General features: G+C 71.1%; 19 protein-coding genes and 1 tRNA gene. 12 read left to right on the plus strand and 8 right to left on the minus strand.

From position 1 onward, the window contains the following. Positions 1-336: 336 nt before the first annotated feature. Entirely contained in the window at positions 337-693 is a 357-nt protein-coding gene (locus ABZ371_RS04995; RefSeq protein WP_358673566.1) for a DUF805 domain-containing protein, read from the plus strand. Between the two features lie 118 nt (positions 694-811). Here ABZ371_RS04995 and ABZ371_RS05000 read toward each other — a convergent pair whose 3' ends face one another. The 3 genes from ABZ371_RS05000 to ABZ371_RS05010 all read right to left on the minus strand — a co-directional run bounded on the left by ABZ371_RS05000 (position 812) and on the right by ABZ371_RS05010 (position 4,149). Next, positions 812-1,627, minus strand: coding sequence for a hypothetical protein (locus tag ABZ371_RS05000; RefSeq protein ID WP_358673569.1), 816 nt, complete (start codon positions 1,625-1,627; stop codon positions 812-814). A gap of 182 nt (positions 1,628-1,809) precedes the next feature. Next, positions 1,810-2,862 (minus strand): metallophosphoesterase, encoded by a 1,053-nt coding sequence (locus ABZ371_RS05005; RefSeq protein WP_358673572.1) that lies wholly within the window; start codon positions 2,860-2,862, stop codon positions 1,810-1,812. 174 nt (positions 2,863-3,036) lie between these two features. Next, positions 3,037-4,149, minus strand: coding sequence for a LacI family DNA-binding transcriptional regulator (locus tag ABZ371_RS05010; protein WP_358673575.1), 1,113 nt, complete (start codon positions 4,147-4,149; stop codon positions 3,037-3,039). A 488-nt stretch (positions 4,150-4,637) separates the two neighbouring features. Between ABZ371_RS05010 and hisC the strand changes: the two genes are divergently transcribed. The 5 genes from hisC to ABZ371_RS05035 all read left to right on the plus strand — a co-directional run bounded on the left by hisC (position 4,638) and on the right by ABZ371_RS05035 (position 14,070). Continuing rightward, the gene (gene hisC / locus ABZ371_RS05015; protein ID WP_358673577.1) at positions 4,638-5,726 is read left to right on the plus strand and encodes a histidinol-phosphate transaminase; all 1,089 of its coding nucleotides are present in this window, start codon (positions 4,638-4,640) and stop codon (positions 5,724-5,726) included. Positions 5,727-6,081: 355 nt separating this feature from the next. After that, positions 6,082-7,590 (plus strand): cytochrome ubiquinol oxidase subunit I, encoded by a 1,509-nt coding sequence (locus ABZ371_RS05020; protein ID WP_358673580.1) that lies wholly within the window; start codon positions 6,082-6,084, stop codon positions 7,588-7,590. A gap of 18 nt (positions 7,591-7,608) precedes the next feature. Continuing rightward, positions 7,609-8,619, plus strand: a complete 1,011-nt coding sequence (cydB, locus tag ABZ371_RS05025) for a cytochrome d ubiquinol oxidase subunit II (RefSeq protein WP_358673583.1) — start codon at positions 7,609-7,611, stop codon at positions 8,617-8,619. 40 nt (positions 8,620-8,659) lie between these two features. Further along, positions 8,660-12,280: a thiol reductant ABC exporter subunit CydD gene (cydD, locus tag ABZ371_RS05030; protein WP_358673585.1), complete on the plus strand. Its 3,621-nt coding sequence runs from the start codon at positions 8,660-8,662 to the stop codon at positions 12,278-12,280. 56 nt (positions 12,281-12,336) lie between these two features. Then, positions 12,337-14,070, plus strand: coding sequence for a GAF domain-containing protein (locus ABZ371_RS05035; RefSeq protein WP_358673588.1), 1,734 nt, complete (start codon positions 12,337-12,339; stop codon positions 14,068-14,070). Between the two features lie 226 nt (positions 14,071-14,296). On the opposite strand, the gene ABZ371_RS05040 is transcribed toward ABZ371_RS05035, so the two are convergent. From ABZ371_RS05040 to ABZ371_RS05050, 3 genes are all read right to left on the minus strand, one after another. Further along, positions 14,297-15,142 carry a Cof-type HAD-IIB family hydrolase gene (locus ABZ371_RS05040; protein WP_358673591.1) on the minus strand — a complete coding sequence of 282 codons (846 nt, stop codon included), beginning with the start codon at positions 15,140-15,142 and terminating at the stop codon, positions 14,297-14,299. A 151-nt stretch (positions 15,143-15,293) separates the two neighbouring features. Further along, positions 15,294-16,190 (minus strand): LLM class flavin-dependent oxidoreductase, encoded by an 897-nt coding sequence (locus tag ABZ371_RS05045; RefSeq protein WP_358673594.1) that lies wholly within the window; start codon positions 16,188-16,190, stop codon positions 15,294-15,296. Between the two features lie 107 nt (positions 16,191-16,297). Then, positions 16,298-17,170, minus strand: coding sequence for a DUF72 domain-containing protein (locus tag ABZ371_RS05050; RefSeq protein ID WP_358673597.1), 873 nt, complete (start codon positions 17,168-17,170; stop codon positions 16,298-16,300). Positions 17,171-17,341: 171 nt separating this feature from the next. Between ABZ371_RS05050 and ABZ371_RS05055 the strand changes: the two genes are divergently transcribed. Further along, positions 17,342-17,632: a hypothetical protein gene (locus ABZ371_RS05055; RefSeq protein ID WP_358673600.1), complete on the plus strand. Its 291-nt coding sequence runs from the start codon at positions 17,342-17,344 to the stop codon at positions 17,630-17,632. 36 nt (positions 17,633-17,668) lie between these two features. Here the strand turns inward: ABZ371_RS05055 and ABZ371_RS05060 are convergent, their stop codons facing one another. Further along, positions 17,669-18,211 (minus strand): RNA 2'-phosphotransferase, encoded by a 543-nt coding sequence (locus ABZ371_RS05060; RefSeq protein ID WP_358673603.1) that lies wholly within the window; start codon positions 18,209-18,211, stop codon positions 17,669-17,671. 387 nt (positions 18,212-18,598) lie between these two features. Then, positions 18,599-20,371 carry an SDR family oxidoreductase gene (locus tag ABZ371_RS05065; protein WP_358673606.1) on the minus strand — a complete coding sequence of 591 codons (1,773 nt, stop codon included), beginning with the start codon at positions 20,369-20,371 and terminating at the stop codon, positions 18,599-18,601. Positions 20,372-20,791: 420 nt separating this feature from the next. Between ABZ371_RS05065 and ABZ371_RS05070 the strand changes: the two genes are divergently transcribed. The 5 genes from ABZ371_RS05070 to ABZ371_RS05090 all read left to right on the plus strand — a co-directional run bounded on the left by ABZ371_RS05070 (position 20,792) and on the right by ABZ371_RS05090 (position 24,868). Then, positions 20,792-21,805: an ABC transporter ATP-binding protein gene (locus ABZ371_RS05070; RefSeq protein ID WP_358673666.1), complete on the plus strand. Its 1,014-nt coding sequence runs from the start codon at positions 20,792-20,794 to the stop codon at positions 21,803-21,805. Continuing rightward, positions 21,795-22,703, plus strand: coding sequence for an ABC transporter permease (locus ABZ371_RS05075; protein ID WP_358673609.1), 909 nt, complete (start codon positions 21,795-21,797; stop codon positions 22,701-22,703). Before ABZ371_RS05070 ends, ABZ371_RS05075 begins: the two co-directional genes overlap by 11 nt. Next, the gene (locus tag ABZ371_RS05080; protein ID WP_358673612.1) at positions 22,700-23,611 is read left to right on the plus strand and encodes an ABC transporter ATP-binding protein; all 912 of its coding nucleotides are present in this window, start codon (positions 22,700-22,702) and stop codon (positions 23,609-23,611) included. Before ABZ371_RS05075 ends, ABZ371_RS05080 begins: the two co-directional genes overlap by 4 nt. A gap of 30 nt (positions 23,612-23,641) precedes the next feature. Further along, positions 23,642-24,361: an ABC transporter permease gene (locus ABZ371_RS05085; protein ID WP_358673615.1), complete on the plus strand. Its 720-nt coding sequence runs from the start codon at positions 23,642-23,644 to the stop codon at positions 24,359-24,361. 420 nt (positions 24,362-24,781) lie between these two features. Next, positions 24,782-24,868, plus strand: a tRNA-Ser gene (locus ABZ371_RS05090). The last annotated feature ends 127 nt before the right edge of the window (positions 24,869-24,995 follow it).

The following is a 24,995-nucleotide window of genomic DNA, read 5'->3' on the forward strand; positions in this document are numbered from 1 at the left end:
GACCATGACCGGTCCCGGGCGGCGCCGCGGCCGTTGCGTCACCGGCCGTCATGGACGGGCCCGCTGCCGTACCGTCACCGGTCACCACGGACGCGCGTCCCGCACCTGTGGGCCGAAGTCGCGCTCCCTGGCCGGTGTCTGTCGGCGGATCCGCTCGAGGAGGGCTTCCGGAGTGGCGTTCGGCGACGGAATGGACACGGTATAGCGGCAGGTGGATGTACGTTCTCGCAGCGGTCCGAACTCGGTTGACCGCATCCTTATCTGTGCTTTATGTTCCGCTGTGCTTGGCCGAAAGTGTGTGCGCCCCGATCGGGGGCGCCAGGGGAGGGAAGCACAGTGAACTGGTACCTGAACGTACTCAAGAACTACGCGGGATTCAGCGGGCGGGCGCGCCGCAAGGAGTACTGGATGTTCGTACTCTTCAACGCCATCGTGGCCGCGGTGCTGGTCGGCATCGGCGCCGCCCTCGAGACCCAGATCCCGTACATCATCTACATGGTGGCTGTGCTGATCCCGACGCTCGCCGTCGTCGTCCGCCGTCTGCACGACACGGGCCGCTCGGGCTGGTGGTTCTTCATCACGTTCGTCCCGCTCGTGGGCGGCATCATCCTGCTCGTCTTCATGTGCACCGAGGGTGCGCGCACGGCGAACGAGTACGGCGCCGACCCGAAGCTGGTTCCGCAGGGGGTCTGATGGCGTGCTCCGTGAGGAGCTTCACCACCTGGTGACGCGGAGGCCGGGGCGGCGACGAGCCGCCCCGGCCTCCGTCGTTCCGGGAGCCGTGCGCCATCTGCCGGGAGGCCGGCGCCCGTCACTCCGGCTGGTGCTCGGGGCCGCCGAAGTCAGGGCTGGTGAAGTCGGGGCTGGTGAAGGTCGGCCGCGGCCCGGCGGCGGGGCCGTCCCGCGGACCGGAGAAGTCCGGCCGGCTGTAACCGATCTTCGGCATGCGGTTGGCCGAGCGGTGCGGAGTCCGCGCGGCCGGTCCGGCCGTCGGGTCGGCCAGGGCGTCCCGGAGGAAGGGCAGGATGCCGCGTTCCAGCAGGGCGTGGCGCCAGGCCTCCCGGGCGCGGGCCACCTCCTCCGGCAGTTCGTCGCCCTCGCCGGGAGCCGGCAGCGCCGTGGCGCCGTTGCGCAGGGCGGTGACGAGCAGTCCGGCGGCGGCGACCAGGATGGCCGCCGCCGCGGCGGCGGCGAAGAACCATCCCGCGGTCACCATGGTCGAGGCGAAGGCCAGTGAGGGACTGATGGCCTTCAGGACGTAGCCGACCAGCAGGAATATCGCGGCGGCCGCTCCCGTGAGCACGGGAGCCAGCGCGGCGATCACCGCCAGGGTCCCGGCGCCCGTCCGGTCGGGCCCGCCGGGCGGCGGATCCGCGTCCGCGGCCTCGGCGGCAGGCCCGCGGAGCTCGCTGCGGGCCTTCACGTAGTGGTCGTACTCGGTGGCCGCCGCCGAGGTGATCAGTACGGTCGCGTCGAGGGCCATCGTCCGCAGCTGTTCCGCGTTCAGCCGGTCCCCGACCCCGTCCAGATCGGGGCGTTCGTGCGCATGGCGCAGGGCGTCGGCGAGGATCCGCTCGTACTCGGGCCTGTCCTCGGCGAGCAGGTGCGGAGCGCTGTTCATGTGCATCCCCCGATACTCCGTAGGGCCTGATCGACCGCACGGGGGCGGGTGATCGGGCGGAAACGGAGGAGAGCCTGCTACTGATACGCCGATGGTAGAGCGACTACGCCACGGGGTGACAGAGGGTTTCCGGAAATAGGCCCAGCAGCCTGCGGCGTCGGGTAGCGGGGCGCCTTCCCCGGCAGGGGTCAGTCACGCAGGGGGAGTTGGACGACGAGGAGCTTCCCGGCCATGGTCACTCCGCCGTCCATGGCGATGGCCAGTCCCTCCGCGTACACGTGCGGGCCGTCGACCACGGTGCGCCGGCTGTCCTCGCCGTCCTCCGACCCGACCTCGCCGAGCAGGTACGGAATCGGGCTGTGACCATGCACGATCCGACGGCCGCCGTAGGTGGACATCAGCTCGCGCACGGCCTGCGCCCCGCCCTCGTCCCGGAAGGCGAACCGCTTGGTGAGCTTGCGGAACAGGTCCCAGCACTCGTCGGCGTCGTGACGGGTGAGGATGGCGTGCACGGTGTCGTTGACGTCCTCGATGGTGGATCCGTAGTCGAGGTAGGCCGTCGTGTCGGAGTGCATGAGCAGGTGGCCGTCCTCCTCGACGACCGCGTCCAGACGCGCCATCCACTGCAGATGGACGTCCTGAAGCCGTTCCATGTCGCACTTCTGCCCGCCGTTGAGCAGCCAGGCGGCCTGGAAGGTGGCGGTTCCGGCACCCGAGTTGACCGGGGTGTCACCGAACCTCTTCGCACCGATGAGCAGGAGTTCGTGGTTGCCCATGAGGGCCTTGCAGTACCCGCCGGCGGCCGCGGCCTCCGCGGAGAGCCGCATGACGAGGTCGATGACCCCGATGCCGTCGGGCCCGCGGTCGGTGAAGTCGCCGAGGAACCACAACCGCGCGTTGCCGGCGGACCAGTGGCCGTCGGCGTCGACGAGGCCCTGTTCGGCGAGCGCGGCCAGCAGTTCGTCCAGATACCCGTGTACGTCGCCCACGACGTACAGCGGACCGCGTTCGGTGTCGGCGGCCGGGTGCGGCTCGGCGGCGTGCTGCACCTGGAGGGTGTCGCCGCGGTTGATCACGGGGAGGTCGCGCTCGGTCGGGGTGTACCCCTCCGGCAGCTCGTCACCCGCCATGGCGTTGCCGGGATGCGGCAGGGGCACGGGCGCCTGCGCATACGGCGGTACGCGGAAGTCACGCAACGTCGCTGTCCGCACCACGGGTTCCTGACCGGCCCCCTGAGTCATCGACCCCTCCACCACCGTCGCGCCGCCGTACACCTGACGGGCCCTGCCTGGTAGAGGTGGTCCGCGGTGTCGTGCGCCCATCATAGGAATGCGGATCGTGCTGTGTGACGCACCAGGGGTGGTGAATCCGGGCGTACACGTGGTTCCCCGGCCGTTTGGTCCGGATTGAGACGTTCAGTCCCCGGCAGGTGACCGAGGAGGGCTGACCGTGGTGCGGGGTGGACGCCGCTGCGAGGACGTCCGCACGATGAGCTCCGTCGGTATCACCCGCTCCAGCGGACCGTCGTGTTCGACGCCCTCGATGGCGTCGATGAGGAGCTGGACGACCGCCGTGCCGATTCTGCGCGGCTTGAGCGAGAGCGTCGTGATGGGCGGCTCGGTGGTCGCGTAGACGGTCGACTCGCTGCAGCAGACCAGCAGCAGGTCCTCCGGGACCCGTAAGCCGTAGCGGCGGGCCGCGGCGAGCAGATCGGTGCCGTTGGGGTCGAACAGGCCGTACACGGCGTCGGGGCGGTCGGGCCGGGCGAGGAGGCGGTCGGCGGCGACGGCGCCCGCGCAGGGGTCGTGGGCCGGGTAGGACTCGTAGACCGGGTCCTGTCCGACCCGCTCGCACCAGTGGAGGTAGGCGGTGGTGGAGAGGCGGGTGTACGTGTCGGTGGTGGTGCCGGTCAGCAGGCCGATGCGGCGGGCACCGGCGGCCGCCAGGTGGTCCAGCAGGTCGAGGACGGCGGCGCGGTGATCGTTGTCGACCCAGGCCGTGACGGGCAGCGTCCCCGCGGGGCGGCCGTCCGACACGACCGGCAGCCCCTGGCGTACGAGCTCGGTGACCACCGGGTCCTGGTCCGAGGGGTCGATGACCACGGTGCCGTCGAGGGCGACGTTGGACCAGACGTCGTGCCGGGAGGTCGCGGGCAGGATGACGAGGGCGTACCCCCGGGCGAGCGCCGCCGAGGTGGCGGCCCTGGCCATCTCCGCGAAGTACGCGAACTCGGTGAAGGTGAAAGGTTCATCCCCGTACGTGGTCACGGTCAGGCCGATCAGCCCCGACCTGCCGGTACGGAGGGTTCTGGCCGCGGCGGACGGGCGGTAGCCCAGCCGTTCGGCGACCTCGCGGACATGGCGGCGGGTGGAGTCCGGGAGCCTGCCCTTGCCGTTGAGCGCGTCGGAGACGGTCGTGATGGAGACGCCGGCCGCCGCGGCTACGTCCCGGATGCCCGCGCGTCCCGGCCGACCGCTGCGCCGGGGCGTCTCTGTCCGGCTCACCTGGTGCTTCCCTGCTGCTGTCATGGCGAGCCGATAGTAGGGCTCAGAGGGCGGGTCGGGCCGGACGCATATGCACACGTGCGCAGGCGTGTTTCTGCAAGGCGAATACGATCCTGCGCCTTCTTTACGTAGGCATATGAGGCCATACTCCTTGCGATGGCCTCTTCGGGTGCGCGACTGCCCGCCGAACGGCCACGGTGCGGAAGAGGTCCCAACTCACCTGTTCGGGGGATGCGCGCCACGGCGTGAGCCACCGGCGTGCGCGGGAGGAGCCGACGCTCCCCTCGGCAGGCCGTCAGGTGCTGGCGCGTGCGGCGGGTCCGGATCGGCGGTGTCCGGCGGCTCCCCGGGTGGCGGGCCGGATCGGGGCGTCCGGCGGCTTCCGGCCGGCGGCACCCGGGGAGCGCGGGCGGCCCGGCAGGGGACGATTCGGGCCGGGCCATTCGCAGCGCGGCCCAATCCTCATAAGGTGAGCAGTATTGATGTGAACGGATGGTCGAGGAGGACCTGCGGTGAGCGAGACGAGCCCCAAGCTGCGCGCCGAGCTGGACGGCGTCCCTGTGTACGTACCGGGGAAGCCGGCGGCGGCCGACGGTCCCGTGGCCTTCAAGCTGTCCTCCAACGAGAACCCGTACCCCCCGCTTCCGGGCGTGATGGAGTCGGCGCTCGCCGCGGCCGCCCACTTCAACAGGTATCCGGACATGGCCTGCACGGGTCTCATGCACGAACTGGCCGACCGCTTCGGTGTGCCGCTCTCGCACCTGGCCACCGGCACCGGCTCGGTCGGGGTGGCGCAGCAGCTGCTCCAGGCGACCTCGGGCCCCGGTGACGAGGTCATCTACGCCTGGCGCTCGTTCGAGGCCTACCCGATCATCACCCAGGTCAGCGGAGCCACGTCGGTCAAGGTGCCACTGACCGGAGGAGACGTGCACGACCTCGACGCCATGGCCGGCGCCGTCACCGACCGCACGCGGCTGATCTTCGTCTGCAACCCGAACAACCCGACCGGGACGGTGGTGCGCAGGGCGGAGCTGGAGCGGTTCCTGGACCGGGTGCCCGGGGACGTGCTGGTGGTCCTCGACGAGGCGTACAAGGAGTTCGTCCGGGACCCGGAGGTGCCGGACGGCATCGAGATCTACCGGGACCGGCCGAACGTGGCGGTGCTCAGGACCTTCTCCAAGGCGTACGGGCTGGCAGGCCTGCGGGTCGGCTTCGCGGTGGCGCACGAGCCGGTGGCGGAGGCCCTGCGCAAGACGGCGGTGCCCTTCGGTGTCAGCCAGGTCGCCCAGGACGCGGCGGTGGCTTCGCTGCGCCGGGAGGACGAGCTGCTGGGGCGGGTCGGATCGCTGGTCTGCGAGCGCCTTCGTGTCCACGAGGCATTGGCGGGGCAGGGCTGGACCGTCCCCGAGTCCCAGGCGAACTTCGTCTGGCTGCGACTCGGGGACCGTACGTCGGACTTCGCCGCGGTGTGTGAGCGGGCGGGTGTCGTGATCCGGCCGTTCGCGGGTGAGGGGGTCCGGGTCACGATCGGGGAGTCCGAGGCGAACGACGTCTTCCTGAAGGTGGCGGAGTCCTACCGGGCGGGTCTGCGGGCGCGGTAGCAGGGGCGGCCTCGCACCCGTACGCCCACCGGTGGCCCCCGATCTCGACGCCCGAGGTCGGGGGCCACCGGCATGCGGTGGTGCCGACCGTGTCCGGAAGTCGATGACGTCGCCCGCGCGGCGGGAACCCGCAGCCCTGCGGCCCCTGCTTCCGTGCCGGCCGCGGTGTGGCGGTACGGCTTCCCGCCTGGTGTCCGTCCGAAAACGACCCCCCCTCGACGTGATCGAAAGTTCGTGCGCCATAATTGCTTGTGAATGTGAACGCGTTCACAAGCGCGTCCCGTTTCTCCCATGATCGGTGGGATTGGACGGGCGGGCTGCGGCTGTGAGCACGGCGACGCAAGGAGAAGAGGGCGTGAACCTAGCTCTGGCACCAGAGACTCTGGCGCGATGGCAGTTCGGCATCACCACCGTCTACCACTTCCTGTTCGTCCCACTGACGATTTCCCTCGCAGCGCTGACGGCCGGCCTGCAGACCGCCTGGGTGCGCACGGACAACGAGAAGTACCTCAGGGCCACGAAGTTCTGGGGCAAGCTGTTCCTGATCAACATCGCCATGGGTGTGGTCACCGGGATCGTGCAGGAGTTCCAGTTCGGCATGAACTGGTCCGACTACTCGCGTTTCGTCGGCGACGTCTTCGGTGCCCCGCTCGCCTTCGAGGCGCTGATCGCGTTCTTCTTCGAGTCCACCTTCATCGGGCTGTGGATCTTCGGCTGGGACAAGCTGCCGAAGAAGATCCACCTCGCCTGCATATGGATGGTCTCCATCGGCACCATCCTGTCGACGTTCTTCATCCTGGCGGCCAACTCCTGGATGCAGCACCCGGTCGGCTACCGCATCAACGAGGAGCGCGGCCGTGCCGAGCTCACCGACTTCTGGCACGTGCTCACCCAGAACACGGCGCTCGCCCAGTTCTTCCACACGATCACGGCTGCCTTCCTCGTCGGAGGCGCCTTCATGGTGGGCATCGCCGCCTTCCACCTGGCACGCCGGAAGCACATCCGCGTGATGAGGACATCGCTCCGGCTGGGACTGGTCACCGTGGTGGTCGCGGGACTGCTCACCGCCGTCAGCGGTGACGTGCTCGGCAAGGTCATGTTCAAGCAGCAGCCCATGAAGATGGCGGCGGCCGAGGCCCTGTGGGAGGGCGAGCACGGTGCGCCCTTCTCCCTCTTCGCGGTGGGGGACGTCGCCGAGGGGCACAACACCGTCGAGGTGTCGATCCCCGGAGTCCTGTCCTTCCTCGCGGACGACACCTTCACCTCCTACATCCCCGGCATCAACGACATCAACAAGGCGGAGCAGGAGAAGTACGGCCCGGGCGACTACCGGCCCAACATCCCGGTCGCCTTCTGGAGCTTCCGCTGGATGATCGGGTTCGGGATGGCGTCCCTGACGCTCGGCATGCTGGGCCTGTGGCTGACGCGCAGGAGGTTCATGCTCCCGCCGGCCCTGCGCACCGGTGAGGACGAGGTGCCTCACCTGGTGCTCTTCCGGAACAAGGCACTGAGCGCGAAGTTCACCAAGCTGTACTGGATCACCGCCCTCTGGACCATGCTCTTCCCGCTGATCGCGAACTCGTGGGGCTGGATCTTCACCGAGATGGGCCGCCAGCCCTGGGTGGTCTACGGGGTGTTCCAGACCCGGGACGCGGTGTCCCCCGGCGTCTCCCAGGGAGAGGTCATCACCTCGTTGCTCGTGTTCACCGCGCTGTACGCGGTGCTCGCCGTGATCGAGGTGCGGCTGCTCCTGAAGTACGTCAAGGCCGGGCCGCCCGAGCTCACCGAGGCGGACCTCGACCCGCCCACCAGGATCGGCGGCCACGACCAGGACGCCGACCGGCCGATGGCCTTCTCCTACTGAGAGCAGCGGAGCTGAGAGATGGAACTCCACGACGTCTGGTTCGTGCTCATAGCCGTCCTGTGGACCGGCTACTTCTTCCTGGAGGGATTCGACTTCGGCATCGGTGTCCTCACCAAGCTGCTGGCTCGCGACCGCAAGGAGCGAAGGGTCCTGATCAACACGATCGGGCCCGTCTGGGACGGCAACGAGGTGTGGCTGCTCAGCGCCGGCGGTGCCACCTTCGCGGCCTTCCCGGAGTGGTACGCCACCCTCTTCTCCGGCTTCTACCTGCCGCTGCTGCTCATCCTCCTCTGCCTCATCGTGCGCGGTGTGGCCTTCGAGTACCGCGCCAAGCGGCCCGAGGAGCGCTGGCAGACCAACTGGGAGCACGCCATCTTCTGGACCTCGCTCCTGCCGGCCGTGCTCTGGGGTGTGGCCTTCGGCAACATCGTCCGTGGCGTGAAGATCGATGCCGGTATGGAGTACGTCGGCACCGTAGGGGACCTGCTCAACCCGTACGCCCTGCTGGGCGGCCTGGTCACGCTGTCCCTGTTCACCTTCCACGGAGCGGTGTTCGCCGCGCTCAAGACGGTCGGGGACATCCGGCGGCGGGCGCGCGGACTGGCGTTGAGGCTCGGGCCCGTGGCGGCGGTCCTCGCGCTCGGCTTCCTGCTGTGGACCCAGGCCGAACGCGGTGACGGCGGGAGCCTGGTGGCACTGGTCGTCGCCGCCGTGTCGCTGGTGGCGGCGGTCGTCGCCATCGCGGTGGGCCGTGAGGGCTGGTCCTTCGCGTGGTCCGGTCTGACCATCGCGGCGGCGGTCGCCATGCTCTTCCTCACGCTGTTCCCGAACGTCATGCCGTCCTCGCTGAACGACGCCTGGAACCTCACGGTCACCAACGCGTCGTCGAGTCCCTACACCCTCAGGATCATGACGTGGTGCGCGGGCGTCGCCACCCCCGTGGTGCTGCTGTACCAGGGGTGGACGTACTGGGTGTTCCGCAAGCGCATCGGTACGCAGCACATAGCCGACGCCCACGCCACCCACTGAGGCGGATCGACGCCATGAGTGCCACGGGGAGCTGTTTCACGTGAAACCGATCGACCCGCGCCTGCTCCGTCACGCGCGAGCCACCCGTTTCTTCCTGATGGCCGTGGTGGCTCTCGGCCTGGCCGGAGCGGCCCTGGTGATCGCTCAGGCGATGCTGGTCGCCGACGTGGTGGTCGGCGGGTTCGAGGACGGGCTGACCGTCAACGGGCTCCGTACCCCCCTGGTGCTGCTGGCCGCGGTGGCGCTGGGACGGGCTCTGGTGGCCTGGCTGACCGAACTCGCCGCGTACCGGGCGAGTGCCGCCGTCAAGTCCGAACTGCGCGGGCGGCTCGTCGCGCATGCCACCGGTCTGGGGCCCGACTGGCTCGGCACCCAGCGCACCGGGTCGCTGGTGGCTCTGGCCACTCGAGGCGTCGACGCCCTGGACGACTACTTCTCCCGCTACCTCCCGCAGCTCGGGCTCGCGGTCGTCGTGCCGGTGGCCGTCCTGGCCAGGATCGTCACCGAGGACTGGGTTTCGGCGGCGATCATCGTCGTCACCCTGCCCCTGATCCCGCTCTTCATGGTCCTCATCGGCTGGGCCACCCAGTCCCGGATGGACCGTCAGTGGCACCTGCTGTCGCGGTTGTCGGGTCACTTCCTCGACGTGGTCGCGGGGCTCCCCACCCTGAAGGTGTTCGGGCGTGCCAAGGCACAGGCGGAGTCCATCCGCACGATCACCTCGCAGTACCGCAGGGCCACGCTGAAGACCCTCCGGATCGCGTTCCTGTCCTCCTTCGCCCTCGAACTGCTCGCCACCCTCTCCGTCGCGCTGGTCGCCGTCACGATCGGCATGCGGCTCGTCCACGGCGAGCTCGACCTCTACACGGGACTGGTCGTCCTGATCCTGGCACCCGAGGCGTACCTGCCGATCCGCCAGGTCGGGGCGCAGTACCACGCCGCGGCAGAGGGGCTCTCGGCGGCCGAGGAGATCTTCGCCGTACTGGAGACCGAGCCCAGGGCGGCCGGTACCGGGGAGCCGCCGGCGCGGCTGCGACTGGAACTGGAGGATGTGACGGTCAGGCACCCGGGCCGCCTCGCGCCTTCGCTGGACGCGGCCTCCCTGGTGGTGGAGCCGGGTGAGACGGTCGCACTGGTGGGACCCAGCGGGGTCGGCAAGTCCACGTTGCTGGACGTCATCCTGGGCTTCGCCGTGCCGGACGGCGGGCGGGTGCGGGTCGGCGGTACCGATCTCGGCGACCTCTCCCCCGAACGCTGGCGCGAGCGGATCGCGTGGGTGCCGCAACGCCCCCACCTCTTCGCGGGGACCATCGCGGACAACGTACGGCTCGCCCGCCCCGAGGCGGACGACGACGCGATCGCGACGGCTCTCCGGCAGGCCGGTGCCTCCGACTTCGTGGCCGCCCTCCCGGACGGTACGGCAACGGTGCTGGGCGAGGACGGGGCCGGGCTCTCCGCCGGACAGCGGCAGCGCCTGGCGCTGGCCCGGGCCTTCCTCGCCGACCGGCCGCTCCTCCTGCTCGACGAACCGACGGCGAGCCTGGACGGCGAGACGGAGGCGGGCATCGTCGAGGCGGTGCGGCGGCTGGCGGCGGGGCGCACCGTCCTGCTCGTCGTGCACCGTCCGGCACTGCTGGCCGTCGCCGACCGGGTGGTGTCGTTGAAGCCCCGTGAAGCCGGGGCCGAGCCGGCCGGGACGGTCGCGACCGCGCCGATCGATCCCGCCCGGCGGACGGCTCGGTCCGTACCGGCTCCGGACGAGCCGACGGACACGGGCGAGCACAGCGCCTTCCTGGTCACGGGCACGGGCACGGGCGCGGGCCACCGGGTCCTCGCACGCGTCCGTGCGGCGGCCGGAGCACAGCACGGGAAGCTCGGCCTGGCCCTGCTGCTGGGCAGCCTGGCCGTGGGGTCGTCCGTCGGTCTCCTGGCCGTCTCCGGATGGCTGATCTCCCGGGCCTCGGAGCAGCCGCCGGTGCTCCACCTGATGGTGGCCGTCACCGCGACCCGTGCCTTCGGCATGGGCCGGGCGGTGTTCCGGTACGCCGAGCGGCTCCTCTCCCACGACGTGGTCCTCAGGATGCTCGCCGAACTCAGGGTCGCCGTCTACCGCGGGCTCGAACGCGTCGCGCCCGCCGGACTGCGGACCACACGGCGCGGCGACCTGCTGTCCAGGCTCGTCTCCGACGTGGACGCGCTGCAGGACTACTGGCTGCGCTGGCTGCTGCCCGTGGGCACGGCGCTCCTGGTGGGGGCGGGGGCCGTCGGGTTCACCGGCTGGCTGCTCCCCCAGGCAGGGATCGTCCTCGCGGTGGGGCTGCTCCTCGCGGGAGTGGGTGTGCCCCTGGTGAGCGGTGCCTGTGCCCGGCACACGGAGCGCCGGCTGTCGCCCGCACGGGCCGCGCTGGCGGTCCGGGTCGCGGACCTCCTGGACGGCACGGCGGAACTGATCGTGGCGGGTGCCCTGCCCGCGCGGAAGGAACGGGTGCGGGAGGCCGACGCCGTCCTGACCAGGACCGCGTCCCGCGCCGCGACCGCTACCGCCCTCGGTGGGGGGCTGTCGGCGCTGATCTGCGGGCTCACCGTGGTGGGCGCTGCGGTCGCCGCCCTTCCGGCCGTGCACGACGGACGGCTGGCGGGCGTGGCGCTCGCCGTCGTGGTCCTCACTCCGCTCGCGGCCTTCGAAGCCGTGAGCGGCCTGCCGCTCGCGGCGCAGTACCGGCGACGGGTGAGGCGAAGCGCCGAGCGGGTCCACGAGGTACTGGACGCTCCCGTGCAGGTGCGGGAGCCCGCCGCACCGGCTGCCGCTCCGGGCCGTCCGTTCCCGCTCGTGGTGACTGGGCTGTCGGCCCGGTACGAGGGCGCGGAGCGTGACGCCCTGCGCGGCGTCGATCTGACCCTGCTGCCCGGCAGGAGGGTGGCCGTCGTCGGACCGTCCGGTTCGGGGAAGACGACGCTCGCCCAGGTCCTGCTCCGCTTCCTGGACGCCCGGGAGGGGAGCTACCGCCTGGCGGGTGTCGAGGCGGCGGATCTGGACGGGGACGCGGTGCGCCGGTTCGTCGGTCTGTGCGCCCAGGACGCCCACGTCTTCGACAGTTCCATCCGCGAGAACCTGAGGCTCGCCCGCACCGGGGCGACGGACGAGCAGCTGTGGGACGCCCTGGCCGGGGCCATGCTCCAGGACTGGGTGCGGTCGCTGCCGGACGGCCTCGACGCCCTGGTGGGTGAACACGGGGCCCGGCTCTCCGGAGGCCAGCGGCAGCGGCTCGCGCTGGCCCGCGCCCTCCTGGCCGACTTCCCCGTGCTCGTACTGGACGAGCCCGCCGAACACCTCGACCTGGCGACGGCCGACTCCCTGACCGCGGACCTGCTGGCAGCCACCAGGGGTCGCACCACCGTGCTGATCACGCACCGGCTGGCCGGTCTCGATGCGGTGGACGAGGTGCTGGTACTGGACGGGGGCAGCGTGGTGCAACGGGGTACGTACGCCGCCCTCGCCGCCCAGGACGGGCCGTTGCGGCGCATGCTGGACCGTGAGCGGGAACCCTCCGGCGGCGGACCGGGCGGACCGGGGGCGGGGGGTGGCCCGGCGGTGGTACAGGACCGGGACCAGGGCTCCGTCGCCGTGGGCACGCTGCCCTCCTCGGCGGTGCGGTCATGAGGTGACGGACGCAGAGCCGACTTTCCGGGCCGAGGGCCCCTCACTACGCTCGCTGTATGCGCGAGGAGCACGGACACGAGCCGCCGGGAGAGGGTGAGCGGCCTCCCGGCCGTCGCCCGGGCCGGCGGTCTGCCGCTCCCCGCCCGGGCGAGCGGGCCGCACCGACCGAGCGCGTACCGGGCCTGCTCGAGGCCTCGACGTCCGCGGGTGCGGCCCTCGGTCTGCACTCCGTCCTCCGGCGCATCTGCGCGACGGCGGCCGAGCTCACCCGGGCCCGGTACGCCGCCCTCGGCGTCCTGGACGACTCCGCCGACGGACTCGCCGACCTCGTGACCCACGGAGTCCCCGAGGAGATCACCCGCACGATCGACCGCCGGCCCGACGGACGTACGGGCCTCCTCGGCGCAGCACCGCAGGACTCCGTCCCGGCCCGGCTGGTCGCGCTGACGGCCGACCCGGACCTCACCGATTTCCCACCCGATCGACCGGCGGCGCGGACCTTCCTCGGGGTCCCGCTCCGGGTCGAGCGGGAGGTCTTCGGGAAGCTGTGCGTGGCGGAGAGGGACGACGGAGGGGCGTTCGGCGACGACGCACTGCACATGTTGCGGGTACTGGCCACGGAGGCCGGGATCGCCGTGGGGCACGCACGGCTGCACGAAGCGACGCGGGAACGTGAACGGTGGATCGAGGGCTCGGTCGCCGTCACCACGGCGCTGCTCTCGGGCGGGGACGCGGACGACGCGCTGACCGTCGTCGCGGAGCAGGCCCGCCGGCTGGCCGACGCCGCCGCCGGAATCGTGCTGCTCCCGGCGGAGGGCGGCGGTCTGGAGATCGTCGCCGTCGCGGGGGAGACGCCGTCCGCTTCCCTGGGGGTAACCATCGGGCCAGGGAGCCCCGTCGTGGCGGCGCTCCTCGCTGGTGAGACGGTCTTCGTCGACGACCCGGTCACGGACACCCGCGTGGTCACCCGGCTGGCCGACCAGTTCGGCCCGCACATGCTGCTGCCCCTGCGCAGCGGGGGGCGGGTGCTCGGCGCACTCGCCCTGCCGCGCGCACGGGGAGGCCGGCCGTTCACCCAGGCGGAGCGGGCACTGGCCAGCCAGTTCGCCGCCCAGGCCGCGCTGGCGTTGAAGCTGGCCGAATCGCAGCGGGACCGGCAACGGCTCGCCGTGTACGAGGACCGGGACCGGATCGCCCGCGACCTCCATGACCTGGTGATCCAGCGCCTGTTCGCCACGGGGATGACGTTGGAGCGTGCTCAGCGCCGCTCGACGGTTCCGGCCGTGCGGGCCGGGGTGGGCAGGGCCGTCGACGAACTGGACGTCACCATCCAGGAGATTCGCACGGCCGTCTTCGCCCTGCAGCCGGAGCAGGCCGAGGCACCCTCGGGGCTGCGGACCCGGGTGCTGCGGGAGATCAATCTGGCCGCGGTCCCCCTGGGCTTCCGACCGACGCACCGGTTCACCGGCCCCGTCGACACACTCGTCGGGGAGTCGGCGGGCAAGAACCTCATCGCCGCTCTGCGCGAGGCCCTGTCCAACACCTTCCGGCACGCCGCGGCCTCGCGCGTCGAGGTGAGCGTGGACGCGACCGCCGTCCTGGAGGACGGCCGGGAGGCGGTACGGCTGTCCGTCGCCGACGACGGCGTCGGGATCCCGGACAGCGGGAGGCGCAGCGGACTGCGCAACCTGGCACGGCGGGCCGAATCACTGGGCGGATCCAGCTGGTTCGGGCCGGGGACGGGCGGGGACGGCGGCGGTACGACGCTGGTCTGGCAGGTCCCGCTCTGAGGTGACGCACCGGACGCGACGCGACGTGACGCGGGCCCACCAGGCATCTACGTGACCTCGCGCCCCGCCATGGAGGACGGTGCGGGCGGACGGCACCTGACTCGGGCGCCGCCGCTTGGCTTCGGCGGGTGACCCAGGCGGGTGACCCGAGCCGACGACCCGAGCCGATGACCAGGGGTGCGCGACTCGGGTGGCCGGCTCTGCCGGGAGGCGCCGGCGGAGGGTTTCAGCGGGTGGCGAGGATGCGCTCGATGACGACAGCGACACCGTCCTCGTCGTTGGTGAGCGTCACGCCGGAAGCCGCGGCCACGGCGGCCGGATGGGCGTTGCCCATGGCGAAGGAGGTGCCGGCCCACGTCAGCATCTCCACGTCGTTGGGCATGTCCCCGAAGGCCACCACCTGCTCCGCGGTGATGCCGCGCTCGGCGCAGCAGGCGGCGAGCGTGCCGGCCTTCGACACGCCGTGACCGCTGATCTCCAGCAGGGCGGTGGGGCTGGAGCGGGTGAACGAGGCGCGGTCTCCCGCGGCTTCGCGGGCCAGGGACAGGAAGGTGTCGGGAGCCAGTTCGAGGTGGTGGGCGAGGACCTTCAACACCGGGGCGCCGGTGCCGGGAGCCTCCTCGTGGAGCAGTTTCTCCGCCACGGCGACGGTGGCGCCCGGGTCCAGGTGGAACGGCGGATAGGCCGGCTCGTAGTGGATGCCGGTGGTCAGCTCGACGGCGAACGACGTGCCGGGGGCCGCCTCGCGCAGGAGGCGGACCACGTCCAGGGCCACGGCACGGTCCAGGGGGTGGACCTCGAGCAGCCGGCCGTCCGCGTGCAGATCGGCCACGGCGGCGCCGTTCGCGCAGATCGCGATGCCGTGGCCGTGCACGTGGGCGCTGACGACGTCCATCCAGCGGGCGGGCCGGCCGGTCACGAAGAAGACGTCGATCCCCGCTTCCTCGGCCGCTGCGAGGGCGGCGACCGTGCGGTCCGACAGGGTTTTGTCGTCGCGCAGCAGGGTGCCGTCCAGGTCGGTGGCGATCAGCCGGGTCACGGCAGGCAGAGGCGTATCGGTCGCTGAGGTCACCCCGTCATTCTCCCGCACAGGGGTGCACGGTCGTGCGGAGGGGCGCACATATGAGTCCGCGCGCCCCTGAGCGGCGTGCATGTCTGCGGCATATGCCCGTCGCCTGCTGTCCCGGCCTGCACGGGGTTCGCCACGCCCCGGTGGCGGGGGCTCAGCCGAGTTGGGCGAGGCCTTCGGTGGCGATGCGTTCGAAGACCGCGCTGTCCGCCGCGAAATCGGAGTCGGGGATCGGCCAGTGGAGGACGATCTCCGTGAATCCGAGCTCGCGATGTGTTCCGGCGAAGTCGACGAACGCGTCGAACGACTGCAGCGGCCGGTCCGGGGTGAAGCCGGTGAGCAGGATCTTGTCCATCTCCGAGACGTTCCGCCCGACCGACTCGCCCGCCGCCCCGAGCCGGGAGATCTGGCCGCGCATCGCCGCCACCGACTGCTCCGGGGTGCCGGCCTCGTACAGCTTCGGATCGCCTGTGGTGACCCACGCCTGGCCGTACCGCGCGGCGAGCTTCAGGCCGCGCGGCCCTGTGGCGGCGACCGCGAAGGGCAGCCGCGGCCGCTGTACGCAACCGGGGATGTTCCGCGCCTCGCTCGCCGCGTACAGCTTCCCCTCGTGGGTGACCGACGGCTCCTTCAGGAGACGGTCGAGCAGTGGGACGAACTCCTCGAAGTGGTCGGCACGTTCCCGCGGGGTCCAGGGCTCCTCCCCGGACCTGCGCAGAGCCGTCGCGTCGAACCCGTTCCCACCGGCACCGATGCCGAGGGTGATCCGTCCGCCGGACACGTCGTCCAGCGTGATGAGGTCCTTGGCGAGCGTCACGGGGTGACGGAAGTTGGGCGAGGTGACGAGGGTGCCCAGGCGCAGCCGCTCGGTGGCGCACGCGGCCGCCGTCAGGGTGGGGACCGCGCCGAACCACGGTCCGTCGCGGAACGACCGCCAGGACAGGTGGTCGTAGGTGTAGGCGGCATGGAAGCCGAGGTCTTCGGCCCTCCGCCAGTACTTCTGTCCCTCGCTCCACCGGTGGATGGGCAGGATCACGGTGCTCAGACGCATGACCCCGACGATACGCGGCCTTCCTCGCCGCCATGGATGTGCGGACGAGGCGGAAGCGGGGAAGCCAAGCCGACGGTGCCACGGGGCCGCTACGTCGGTGGCCGACCCTACGAGCTCCCGAGCAGGCGCCGCATCGACTCGGCCGCGCGGACGGCGGCGTCACCGCAGCAGTTGTTGAACAGCACGTGGACCTCCCGAGCCCGCTCGGCCATGTCGCGGACGCGCGGGGCCCACTCGGCGAGTTCCTCGGGCGTGTACCCGTGGCGGAACCTCTCCTCCTTGGATCCGGTCCCCCAGGCGGCGTTGCGACCGTGGAAGCGCACCAGGGCGAGGTCCGGAGTGGTGACCCGCGTGACCGGTGGCACGGAGGTGGGGAGCGTCTGGACCATGTCCACGGCCACGGCGGCCGTGTCCAGCTCCGTCAGCAGGGCGGTCGTCGCTTCGGCCTGCTGCTCCCTCCACCAGCCGGGGTGCCGGAACTCCACAGCCATCGGCCACCCCCGGGCACGCTCGCGGCACCGCCGCAGGAACTCCGCCGCCGGCCGCCCCGGTACGAACCGGGGCGGGAACTGGAACACCAGCGTCCCCAGACGCCCCGCGGCCCGCAGTGGTTCCAGAGCAGCGCTGTACCGGTCCCACACCTCGTCGAGCAGACCCGGATCGACGCCTGCGTTCCCCCGTTGCCGTACGAGGGCCGGGCGCAGGTCTGCGGGCAGCGCCTCGGGCCGTGTCGGATGCCCGGTGAGGAGGGAGAACGCCTTGACGTCGAACCTGAAGGTCTCAGGGGTGCGGTCGGCCCACAGGGTGCTGTTGCGGGTGCTGGGCAGCCCGTAATAGGTCGAGTCCACTTCCGCCACGGGGAACTGTGCGGCGTAGTGCCGAAGTCGGCCCTCCGCGTCGCGGTGGCCCTTCGGGTACCAGCCGCTGGACACCAGCGCCTTGTCCGTCCACGAGCAGGTTCCGACCCGGATGCGTCCCATGCCGCCCGTCTTCCCCGGGCTCGGCGTCGAATTCTTCCGTGTGTGCGGGACCGCGCACCAGTGGTTGCCGTGACGAGCGGACGGGGCGACGCTGGAAGGGAGCCGGGCCGGTATCCCGCCCGCGCGGTGCGCACGGCGCCGGACGCGGTTCACCCGGAAGGACTGAGCGCCATGAGGATGCTGCTCATCGCACGGCTGGACACCGAGACCGCCAACCGGGCGGTGGCCGAGGGCACTCTGGAGAAGATCATCGGGGGAATCGTGGAACACCTCGAGCCGGAGGCCGCGTACTTCACCCCCACGGACGGTCAGAGGTCCTGCCTGATGGTCTTCGACATGGAGAAAGCCTCGCAGATGCCCGCGATCACCGAGCCCCTGTTCCGTGCCGGGGCGAAGGTCACTCTGCAGCCCGTCATGAACCTCGATGATCTGCGTACGGGGCTGGGCGGCCTGAAGGTGTGAACCACTCCGTGGCGGTCCGGTGCGGCGTGCCGCCTGTCATGGGCGCAGTCGCAGGAACTGGGGCGGCACCGTCTCGGTGAGCCACACCCCGTTCTCGCTGACGTAGAAGGCGTGGCCCTCCCGGTGCATGGCGCCGGCGTCGACGGACAGCACGACCGGGGACCCGCGGCGTGCTCCGACGCGGGTCGCCGTCTCGCGGTCGGGTGAGAGGTGGACGTGGTGGCGGGCCATGGGCCTCAGCCCCTCCGCACGGACGGCGTCGAGCACACGGGACACCGTGCCGTGGTAGAGGTACGGAGGCGGTTGAACCGGGGACAGGCCGAGGTCCACCGCGACCGTGTGGCCCTGGCTGGCCCGGATGCGGCCGTCGGCCACCGCGAAACGCCTCTTGTCGTTGGTCTCGACGACGTGGTCGATCTCCTCCCGGGTGACGGGGAAACCGTGCAGGGCGCAGGCCCGCAGCACAGCCTCGATGTCCACCCAGCCGTTCGCGTCGAGGGTGATCCCGATGCGTTCCGGTTGATGACGCAGGTGCTTGGAGAGGTACTTGGACACCTTGACGGTGCGCTGGTCGTTCATTCCGCAAGAGTGCCCGCACTGTTCTGGCCGTCGCACCTCATATTCCCGGTCGCCCGTTCCGGGCAGCCGCACGCAAGTGGAGCCTGAATGGCAGGAGTTGGCGTCCGTCGGCCCAACAGCGTTGACGTACAGGGGTATCGACCAACGCCGGTGCCACCTCGGTCCGTAGCCGACGAGTCGGCAACGACCGTTCTGTCGAGGCATGTCGGACGACGTGAACAGTCGAGGTCGGAGGCTCGCCTGCGGGACAGGAGGAAGTCGCGCCCGCGCTCAGTCACCTAAGTCCTGCGGCTGTGACGGGTGTCCAGCCGGTTTGCCCCCGGTCGGCAGCAACACACCGAGCTGCCGGGCAGGGTGCGCCCGGCCGGGCCCAACGACGTAGCCCCGTCAGAGCGGTGGTCTCAACCGGGCGACGAAGCGGAGTGCGCCAGGGCTGAGCCGCGACAGAAGCCGGGCGCCGCGCGCCTCGGGCGTGACGGGCACGACCGCCCGGTTGGACACCACGGCCGAGAGGATGGCCCGGGCCACCTTCTCGGGTGGGTAGTTGCGCATCGCGTACAACCGGCCGGCCCGCCCGCGCAGGCGCTTCTCCTCCGCGGCGTCCACGCCGGCGAAGTGCGCCGACGCGGTGATGCCCGTGTCGACGATCCCGGGACACACGGCGGTGACTCCGATGGACCGCTCGGCCAACTCGGCGCGCAGGCATTCACTGAGCATGAGTACGGCTGCCTTGGAGGTGCTGTACGCGGACAGCGCCCGCGACGGCTGAAAGGCCGATGCGGAGGCCACGTTGACGATGTGGCCCCCCTCCCCCCGGTCGGACATCTGCCCGCCGAAGACCCGGCAACCGTTGATGACCCCCCACAGGTTGACGTCAAGTACCCGACGCCAGTCCTCGCTTGTCGTGTCGAGGAACGAACCGGCGATTCCCACACCCGCGTTGTTCACGAGTACGTCGACGACACCGTGCTCCGCCGCGAGCCGCTCGGCGAACTTCTCCATCGCCTGGTCGTCGCTGACATCGACCGTTTCGCCCCAGGCGGCCGCCGCCCCGCGCAGTCGCGCCGCCTCCGCCGTCCGTGCCGCGCTCTCTTCGTCCTTGTCCACGGCCACGATCCGCGCGCCCGCTTCGGCGAACGCGAGCGCCGTCGCCTTCCCGATGCCACCACCTGCGCCCGTGACCACGACCAGCCGGCCACCGAAGCGGTCCGCATGGGAGCCGGCGGCGCCGACGCCCCGCATGGCCGGCACGTCCTCGCCCGCCGTCTCGACCGCGTCGGCGAACTCGCTGATCCACGCGGAGATCTGGCCGGGCCTCGTGCGCGGCACCCAGTGTTTCGCCGGCAGGGAACGGCGCACCAAGTGCGGTACCCAGGCATCCAGGTCGTCGTAGAGGGACGGCGAGAGGAAGGCGTCACCGGTCGGGGTGATCAGTTGCACCGGGACGTGGGCGTACGCGTCGGTCCGCGGCCGCCGCAGGCGGGTCCGTACGTTGTCACGGTAGAGCCAGGCGCCGTGTGCGGCGTCCCGGGGCAGGGAGGTCGTCGGGTAGCCGTCCGAGGGCACCTTCTCCATACGCCGCAGAATCCGCGGCCACAGAGTGCCGAGCGCCCCGCGCCAGGCCAGTTCGGGCAGAACTGGCGTGTGCAGGGCGTAGACGTACCAGGACTTGGCTCCCTGACCGAGCACCTGGCCGATTCGCCGGGGAGTCGGCCGGGACACCCGCTGCCCGATCCAGTGCCCGAAGTGGTCCAGGGAGGGGCCGGACATGGAGGTGAACGAGGCGATGCGGCCCTTCGTCCTCCCCACCGTGGCGAACTCCCAGGACTGGACGGAGCCCCAGTCATGACCCACGACGTGGACGGGCCGGTCAGGGCTGACCGCGTCCGCGACGGCGAGGAAGTCGTCGGTCAGCTTCTCCAGCGTGAAGCCGCCGCGCAGCGGCCGCGGCGCCGTGGACCGTCCGTGGCCCCGCACGTCGTACAGCACCACGTGCCATCGCTCCGCCAGCCGGTCCGCCACCTCGGACCAGACCTCCTTGCTGTCCGGGTAGCCGTGCACCAGCACGATCGTCGGACGGGCCCGGTCGCCCAGTTCTGCCACGCACAGCTCGATCCCGCCCGTCCGGATCCAGCGCTCACACGATCCCCGCAGATTCACACAGCCCCCTCGTCCGATGTGCGGCCGTCGCGGTACGCGCTCGTAACGTGACACCGACGAATGTGGCAATCCACAGGCCACCACGTCAAGGGCGGCCAGCATCCTGTGGACACGGCCTGTGGACACGGGCTTGTGGACATGGCCGGTGGACAGGACCTGTGGACATGGCCGGTGGAGAAGTTCTGGCACACGTGCCGTGTGCAGGCCTGCCTCGATCCGTCACGGAGTCCCGGCCCGACACGGTGGGCGGAGCCGGGCTGACGAACCCCGAGCACAGCGCACGGGTCCCCGTCCCCCGCGCACGGCCGCCCTCCCCCTGGTCGTCCCCTTACGGGTCCGTACGCCTCGAGTCGGACGCTGATACAGCCGTCTGGTCTGACGACTGCTGTGGTACGCGCCACTACCGTCGTCGATGTGACTGTGATCGCGACCGAAAGCCTGAGCAAGCGGTTCCCCAAGGTGACCGCTCTTGACCGGCTCTCCTTGGACATCGGACCGGGCGTAACCGGCCTGGTGGGTTCCAACGGGGCCGGCAAGTCCACGTTGATCAAGATCCTTCTGGGGCTGTCCCCCGCCACCGAAGGCCGGGCCGCGGTGCTCGGGCTCGACGTCGCCACCGAGGGCGCCGCGATCCGGGAACGGGTCGGCTACATGCCCGAGCACGACTGCCTGCCACCCGACGTCTCGGCGACCGAGTTCGTCGTCCACATGGCGCGGATGTCGGGCCTTCCTCCGACGGCAGCACGCGAGCGCACCGCCGACACCCTTCGCCACGTCGGCCTGTACGAGGAGCGCTACCGCCCCATCGGCGGCTACTCGACGGGCATGAAGCAACGGGTGAAGCTGGCGCAGGCGCTCGTCCACGACCCCCGGCTGGTCCTGCTGGACGAGCCGACCAACGGCCTCGACCCGGTCGGCCGCGACGAGATGCTCGGCCTGATCCGCCGCGTCCACACCGACTTCGGCATCTCCGTGCTGGTGACCTCCCACCTCCTGGGGGAACTCGAGCGGACCTGCGACCACGTCGTCGTCATCGACGGCGGCACGCTGCTGCGCTCCAGCTCCACCAGTGACTTCACGCAGACGACGACGACCCTGGCCGTCGAGGTCACCGACAGCGACACCCACCCCGACGGCACGGGCGCCCTGCGCCGTGCCCTCACGGCGGCCGGCGTCAAACTCGTCGGGCCGGACGGTCTCGACGCCGAGGGGCTGCCCGGTGCGGGTCACATCCTCCTGGTCGAGGCGGCCGGCGACGAGACGTACGACCTGGTGCGCGACAGCGTCACCGAACTCGGGCTGGGGCTCATCCGGATGGAGCAGCGGCGCCACCACATCGCCGAGGTCTTCCGTACCCCTGGGACACCACAGGCCGCGGTGCACGCGACAGCCGGTGCCGCACAGCAGAAGGGAAGCGGTCGTGATGAGCACTGAGACCGGGACCGCGGCCGGGAGCGACACCTCCCGGATCCACAACATCGGATACCGCTCCTACGACGGCGTCCGGCTGGGCCGGGCCTATGCCCGACGCTCGCTGTACTCGCAGTCCCTGCGGGGCTCCTTCGGCCTGGGGCGATCCGCCAAGTCCAAGGTGCTGCCGATGCTCCTGTGCGGAGTGATGTGCATGGTGGCGCTGATCCTCGTCGCCGTGGCCATGGCCACGCCGAACATGACGAAGCTGCCCATCAAGTACACGGACTTCGCGATCTACCTGCAGGCCGTGATCGGCCTCTTCATCGCTTCCCAGGCCCCGCAGTCCGTGTCCAGGGACCTCCGCTTCAAGAGTGTCCCGCTGTACTTCTCGCGGCCGATCGAGCGGGTCGACTACGTCCTCGCGAAGTTCGCCGCCATGGCGTCGGCCCTGCTCATCCTCACCGGACTGCCCCTCGTCATCCTCTACGTGGGCGCGTTGCTGGCGAAGTTCGACTTCGCCGTCCAGAGCAAGGGCTTCGGACAGGGGATGGTCTCGGTGGCACTGCTCTCCGTGCTGTTCGCCGGCCTCGGGCTGGTGGTCGCCGCCCTGACACCGCGCAGGGGCTTCGGGGTCGCCGCCGTGATCGCCGTACTGACCATCACCTACGGTGCGGTCTCGACGGTCCAGGCGATCGCCTGGGAGACGGACTCCGCCGGCGCCATCACCTGGCTGGGACTGTTCTCGCCCATCACCCTGATCGACGGCGTCCAGACGGCGTTCCTCGGCGCCTCCTCCGCCTTCCCGGGCGGTGAGGGCCCCGGAGCCGCCGCCGGCGTCGCCTATCTGATCGTTGTACTCGCGCTCGTCGCCGGCTCGTACGCCGTACTGATGCGCCGCTACCGGAGGGTCGGGCTGTGACCACCATCGAGATCGACCACACCTCGCGCTGGTTCGGCAACGTGGTCGCCGTCAACGACGTGAGCATGACCGTGGGCCCCGGCGTCACGGGGCTGCTGGGCCCCAACGGAGCCGGCAAGTCCACGCTGATCAACATGATGGCCGGCTTCCTCGCCCCGTCGACCGGAACGGTCACGCTCGACGGGGCCCCGATCTGGCGCAACGAGGCCGTCTACAAGGCGATCGGGATCGTGCCGGAGCGGGAGGGGATGTACGACTTCCTGACCGGCCGCGAGTTCGTGGTCGCCAACGCCGAGCTGCACGGGCTGGGCGACGCCGCCGCCCACAAGGCGCTGGCGACGGTCGAGATGGAGTACGCGCAGGACCGCAAGATCTCGACGTACAGCAAGGGCATGCGCCAGCGCGTGAAGATGGCCTCCGCCCTGGTGCACGACCCCTCGGTGCTGCTCCTGGACGAACCCTTCAACGGTATGGACCCGCGTCAGCGGATGCAGCTGATGGAACTGCTGCGCCGGATGGGCGCGGAGGGCCGCACGGTGCTGTTCTCCTCCCACATCCTCGAGGAGGTCGAGCAGCTCGCCTCGCACATCGAGGTGATCGTGGCCGGCCGCCACGCGGCGTCGGGCGACTTCCGGAAGATCCGCCGGCTCATGACCGACCGGCCCCACCGCTACCTCGTCCGTTCCAGCGACGACCGCGCGCTCGCCGCGGCACTGATCGCGGACCCCTCCACCGCCGGGATCGAGGTCGACGTGACGGAGCGGGCCCTGCGGATCCAGGCCGTCGACTTCGGGCGCTTCACCACGCTGCTGCCGAAGGTGGCACGCGAGAACGGCATCCGGCTGCTGACCGTCTCACCGTCCGACGAGTCCCTCGAATCGGTCTTTTCCTATCTCGTAGCGGCCTGAGTAGTGGCCTGAAAGGAGCTGTGAAGCGTCATGTACGACCCCACAGTCGCCCGGCTCACCTACCGGGCCCTGCTCGGCCGGCGCCGGGCCGCCATCCTGTTCGTCCTGCCCGTCCTCCTGGTGGTCATCGCCGCGGCTGTACGGGCGTTCGCCGGAGCCGATGACGGTGTGGCCTCCGGGGTGCTCGGGGGATTCGCCATCGCCACGATGGTGCCGCTGATCGGCGTGATCGCGGGCACCGGAGCCATCGGCCCCGAGATCGACGACGGATCGATCGTCTACCTGCTGGCCAAGCCGGTGAAACGGCCCACCATCATCTTCACCAAGCTGATCGTCGCCGTCTCCGTGACGATGCTCTTCTCGGCCCTGCCGACGTTCGTCGCGGGCCTGATCCTCAACGGCAACGGCGGGCAGATCGCCGTGGCCTACACGATCGCGGCGCTGGTCGCCTCGATCGCGTACAGCGCGCTGTTCCTGCTACTCGGCACGGTCAGCCGGCACGCCGTGGTCTTCGGCCTGGTGTACGCGTTGGTGTGGGAGGCGCTCTTCGGCAGCCTCGTGCCGGGGGCCAGGACGCTCAGCGTGCAGCAGTGGTCCCTCTCGGTCGCCGAGAAGGTCGCCGGGGAGGGCGCGGTCACCTCCGACGTCGGCCTGCCGCTCGCGACCGCCCTGCTGATCGGCGTGACGGTCGTGGCCACGTGGTACGCGGGTCAGAAGCTGCGGGCGCTGAAGCTCGCCGGCGAGGAGTGAGGACCGGTCCACCCGCAGCCCCTGCCCCTCCGGGCGGGGGCTGTTCCATGAGCGGGGCACGGGAAGTGCGTGACGGCACGAGCACGGCTGACCGTTCGGCCGCGGTCCGGCGACGCGGACCGACGACGGGGACGGGGCGACGCGGACGGGCGACGCGGACGGGGACCGTCGGGAAAACCGGTGGTCCCCGAGCGGCGCCCTCGGGCACAGTGAGGGCGGCGCAGCGGGGCCGGCGTGAGGAGCCGGCCCGGAAGTGCGGTGCCCACGAGAACCGGGAGAGGAGCGCGGCGATGACCGGTAGGAGTCCGTCGAGTTCCCTGCGGAGCGGTCCGCGGCCGGCACCGAGGTAGCCCCATCAGCTACGCGGAGCCGCCGCAGGACCCCGGGTGGCCATCGGTGCGCATCGCGCGGCCACCTCCCGGAGGATTGGCCGAGTGGTAAGGCAGCGGCTTGCTAAGCCGTCGTCGGGGCGCGAGCCCCGCGCGCGTTCGATCCGCGCATCCTCCGCAGACCGCAGACCGCAGACCGCAGACCGCAGACCGCAGACCGCAGACCCACAGACCGCAGCACCCCCGTGTGCGGCGCATGGCGTCGTGCGAACCCGGTGCCGCCGGCTTCCCCCGATCACGGGGAA

It is taken from the genome of Streptomyces sp. NPDC005899 (assembly GCF_040629645.1).
Taxonomy (GTDB): Bacteria; Actinomycetota; Actinomycetes; order Streptomycetales; family Streptomycetaceae; genus Streptomyces.

What these genes read in the sequence shown, in the direction of transcription:
- ABZ371_RS05060 (WP_358673603.1), bottom strand. Translation starts at nt 18,211, where the DNA reads ATGAACGACCAGCGCACCGTCAAGGTGTCCAAGTACCTCTCCAAGCAC.
- ABZ371_RS05010 (WP_358673575.1), bottom strand. Translation starts at nt 4,149, where the DNA reads ATGACAGCAGCAGGGAAGCACCAGGTGAGCCGGACAGAGACGCCCCGG.
- ABZ371_RS05055 (WP_358673600.1), top strand. Translation starts at nt 17,342, where the DNA reads ATGAGGATGCTGCTCATCGCACGGCTGGACACCGAGACCGCCAACCGG.
- ABZ371_RS05045 (WP_358673594.1), bottom strand. Translation starts at nt 16,190, where the DNA reads ATGCGTCTGAGCACCGTGATCCTGCCCATCCACCGGTGGAGCGAGGGA.
- ABZ371_RS05085 (WP_358673615.1), top strand. Translation starts at nt 23,642, where the DNA reads ATGTACGACCCCACAGTCGCCCGGCTCACCTACCGGGCCCTGCTCGGC.
- ABZ371_RS05035 (WP_358673588.1), top strand. Translation starts at nt 12,337, where the DNA reads ATGCGCGAGGAGCACGGACACGAGCCGCCGGGAGAGGGTGAGCGGCCT.
- ABZ371_RS05050 (WP_358673597.1), bottom strand. Translation starts at nt 17,170, where the DNA reads ATGGGACGCATCCGGGTCGGAACCTGCTCGTGGACGGACAAGGCGCTG.
- ABZ371_RS05005 (WP_358673572.1), bottom strand. Translation starts at nt 2,862, where the DNA reads ATGACTCAGGGGGCCGGTCAGGAACCCGTGGTGCGGACAGCGACGTTG.
- ABZ371_RS05075 (WP_358673609.1), top strand. Translation starts at nt 21,795, where the DNA reads ATGAGCACTGAGACCGGGACCGCGGCCGGGAGCGACACCTCCCGGATC.
- cydB (WP_358673583.1), top strand. Translation starts at nt 7,609, where the DNA reads ATGGAACTCCACGACGTCTGGTTCGTGCTCATAGCCGTCCTGTGGACC.
- ABZ371_RS05000 (WP_358673569.1), bottom strand. Translation starts at nt 1,627, where the DNA reads ATGCACATGAACAGCGCTCCGCACCTGCTCGCCGAGGACAGGCCCGAG.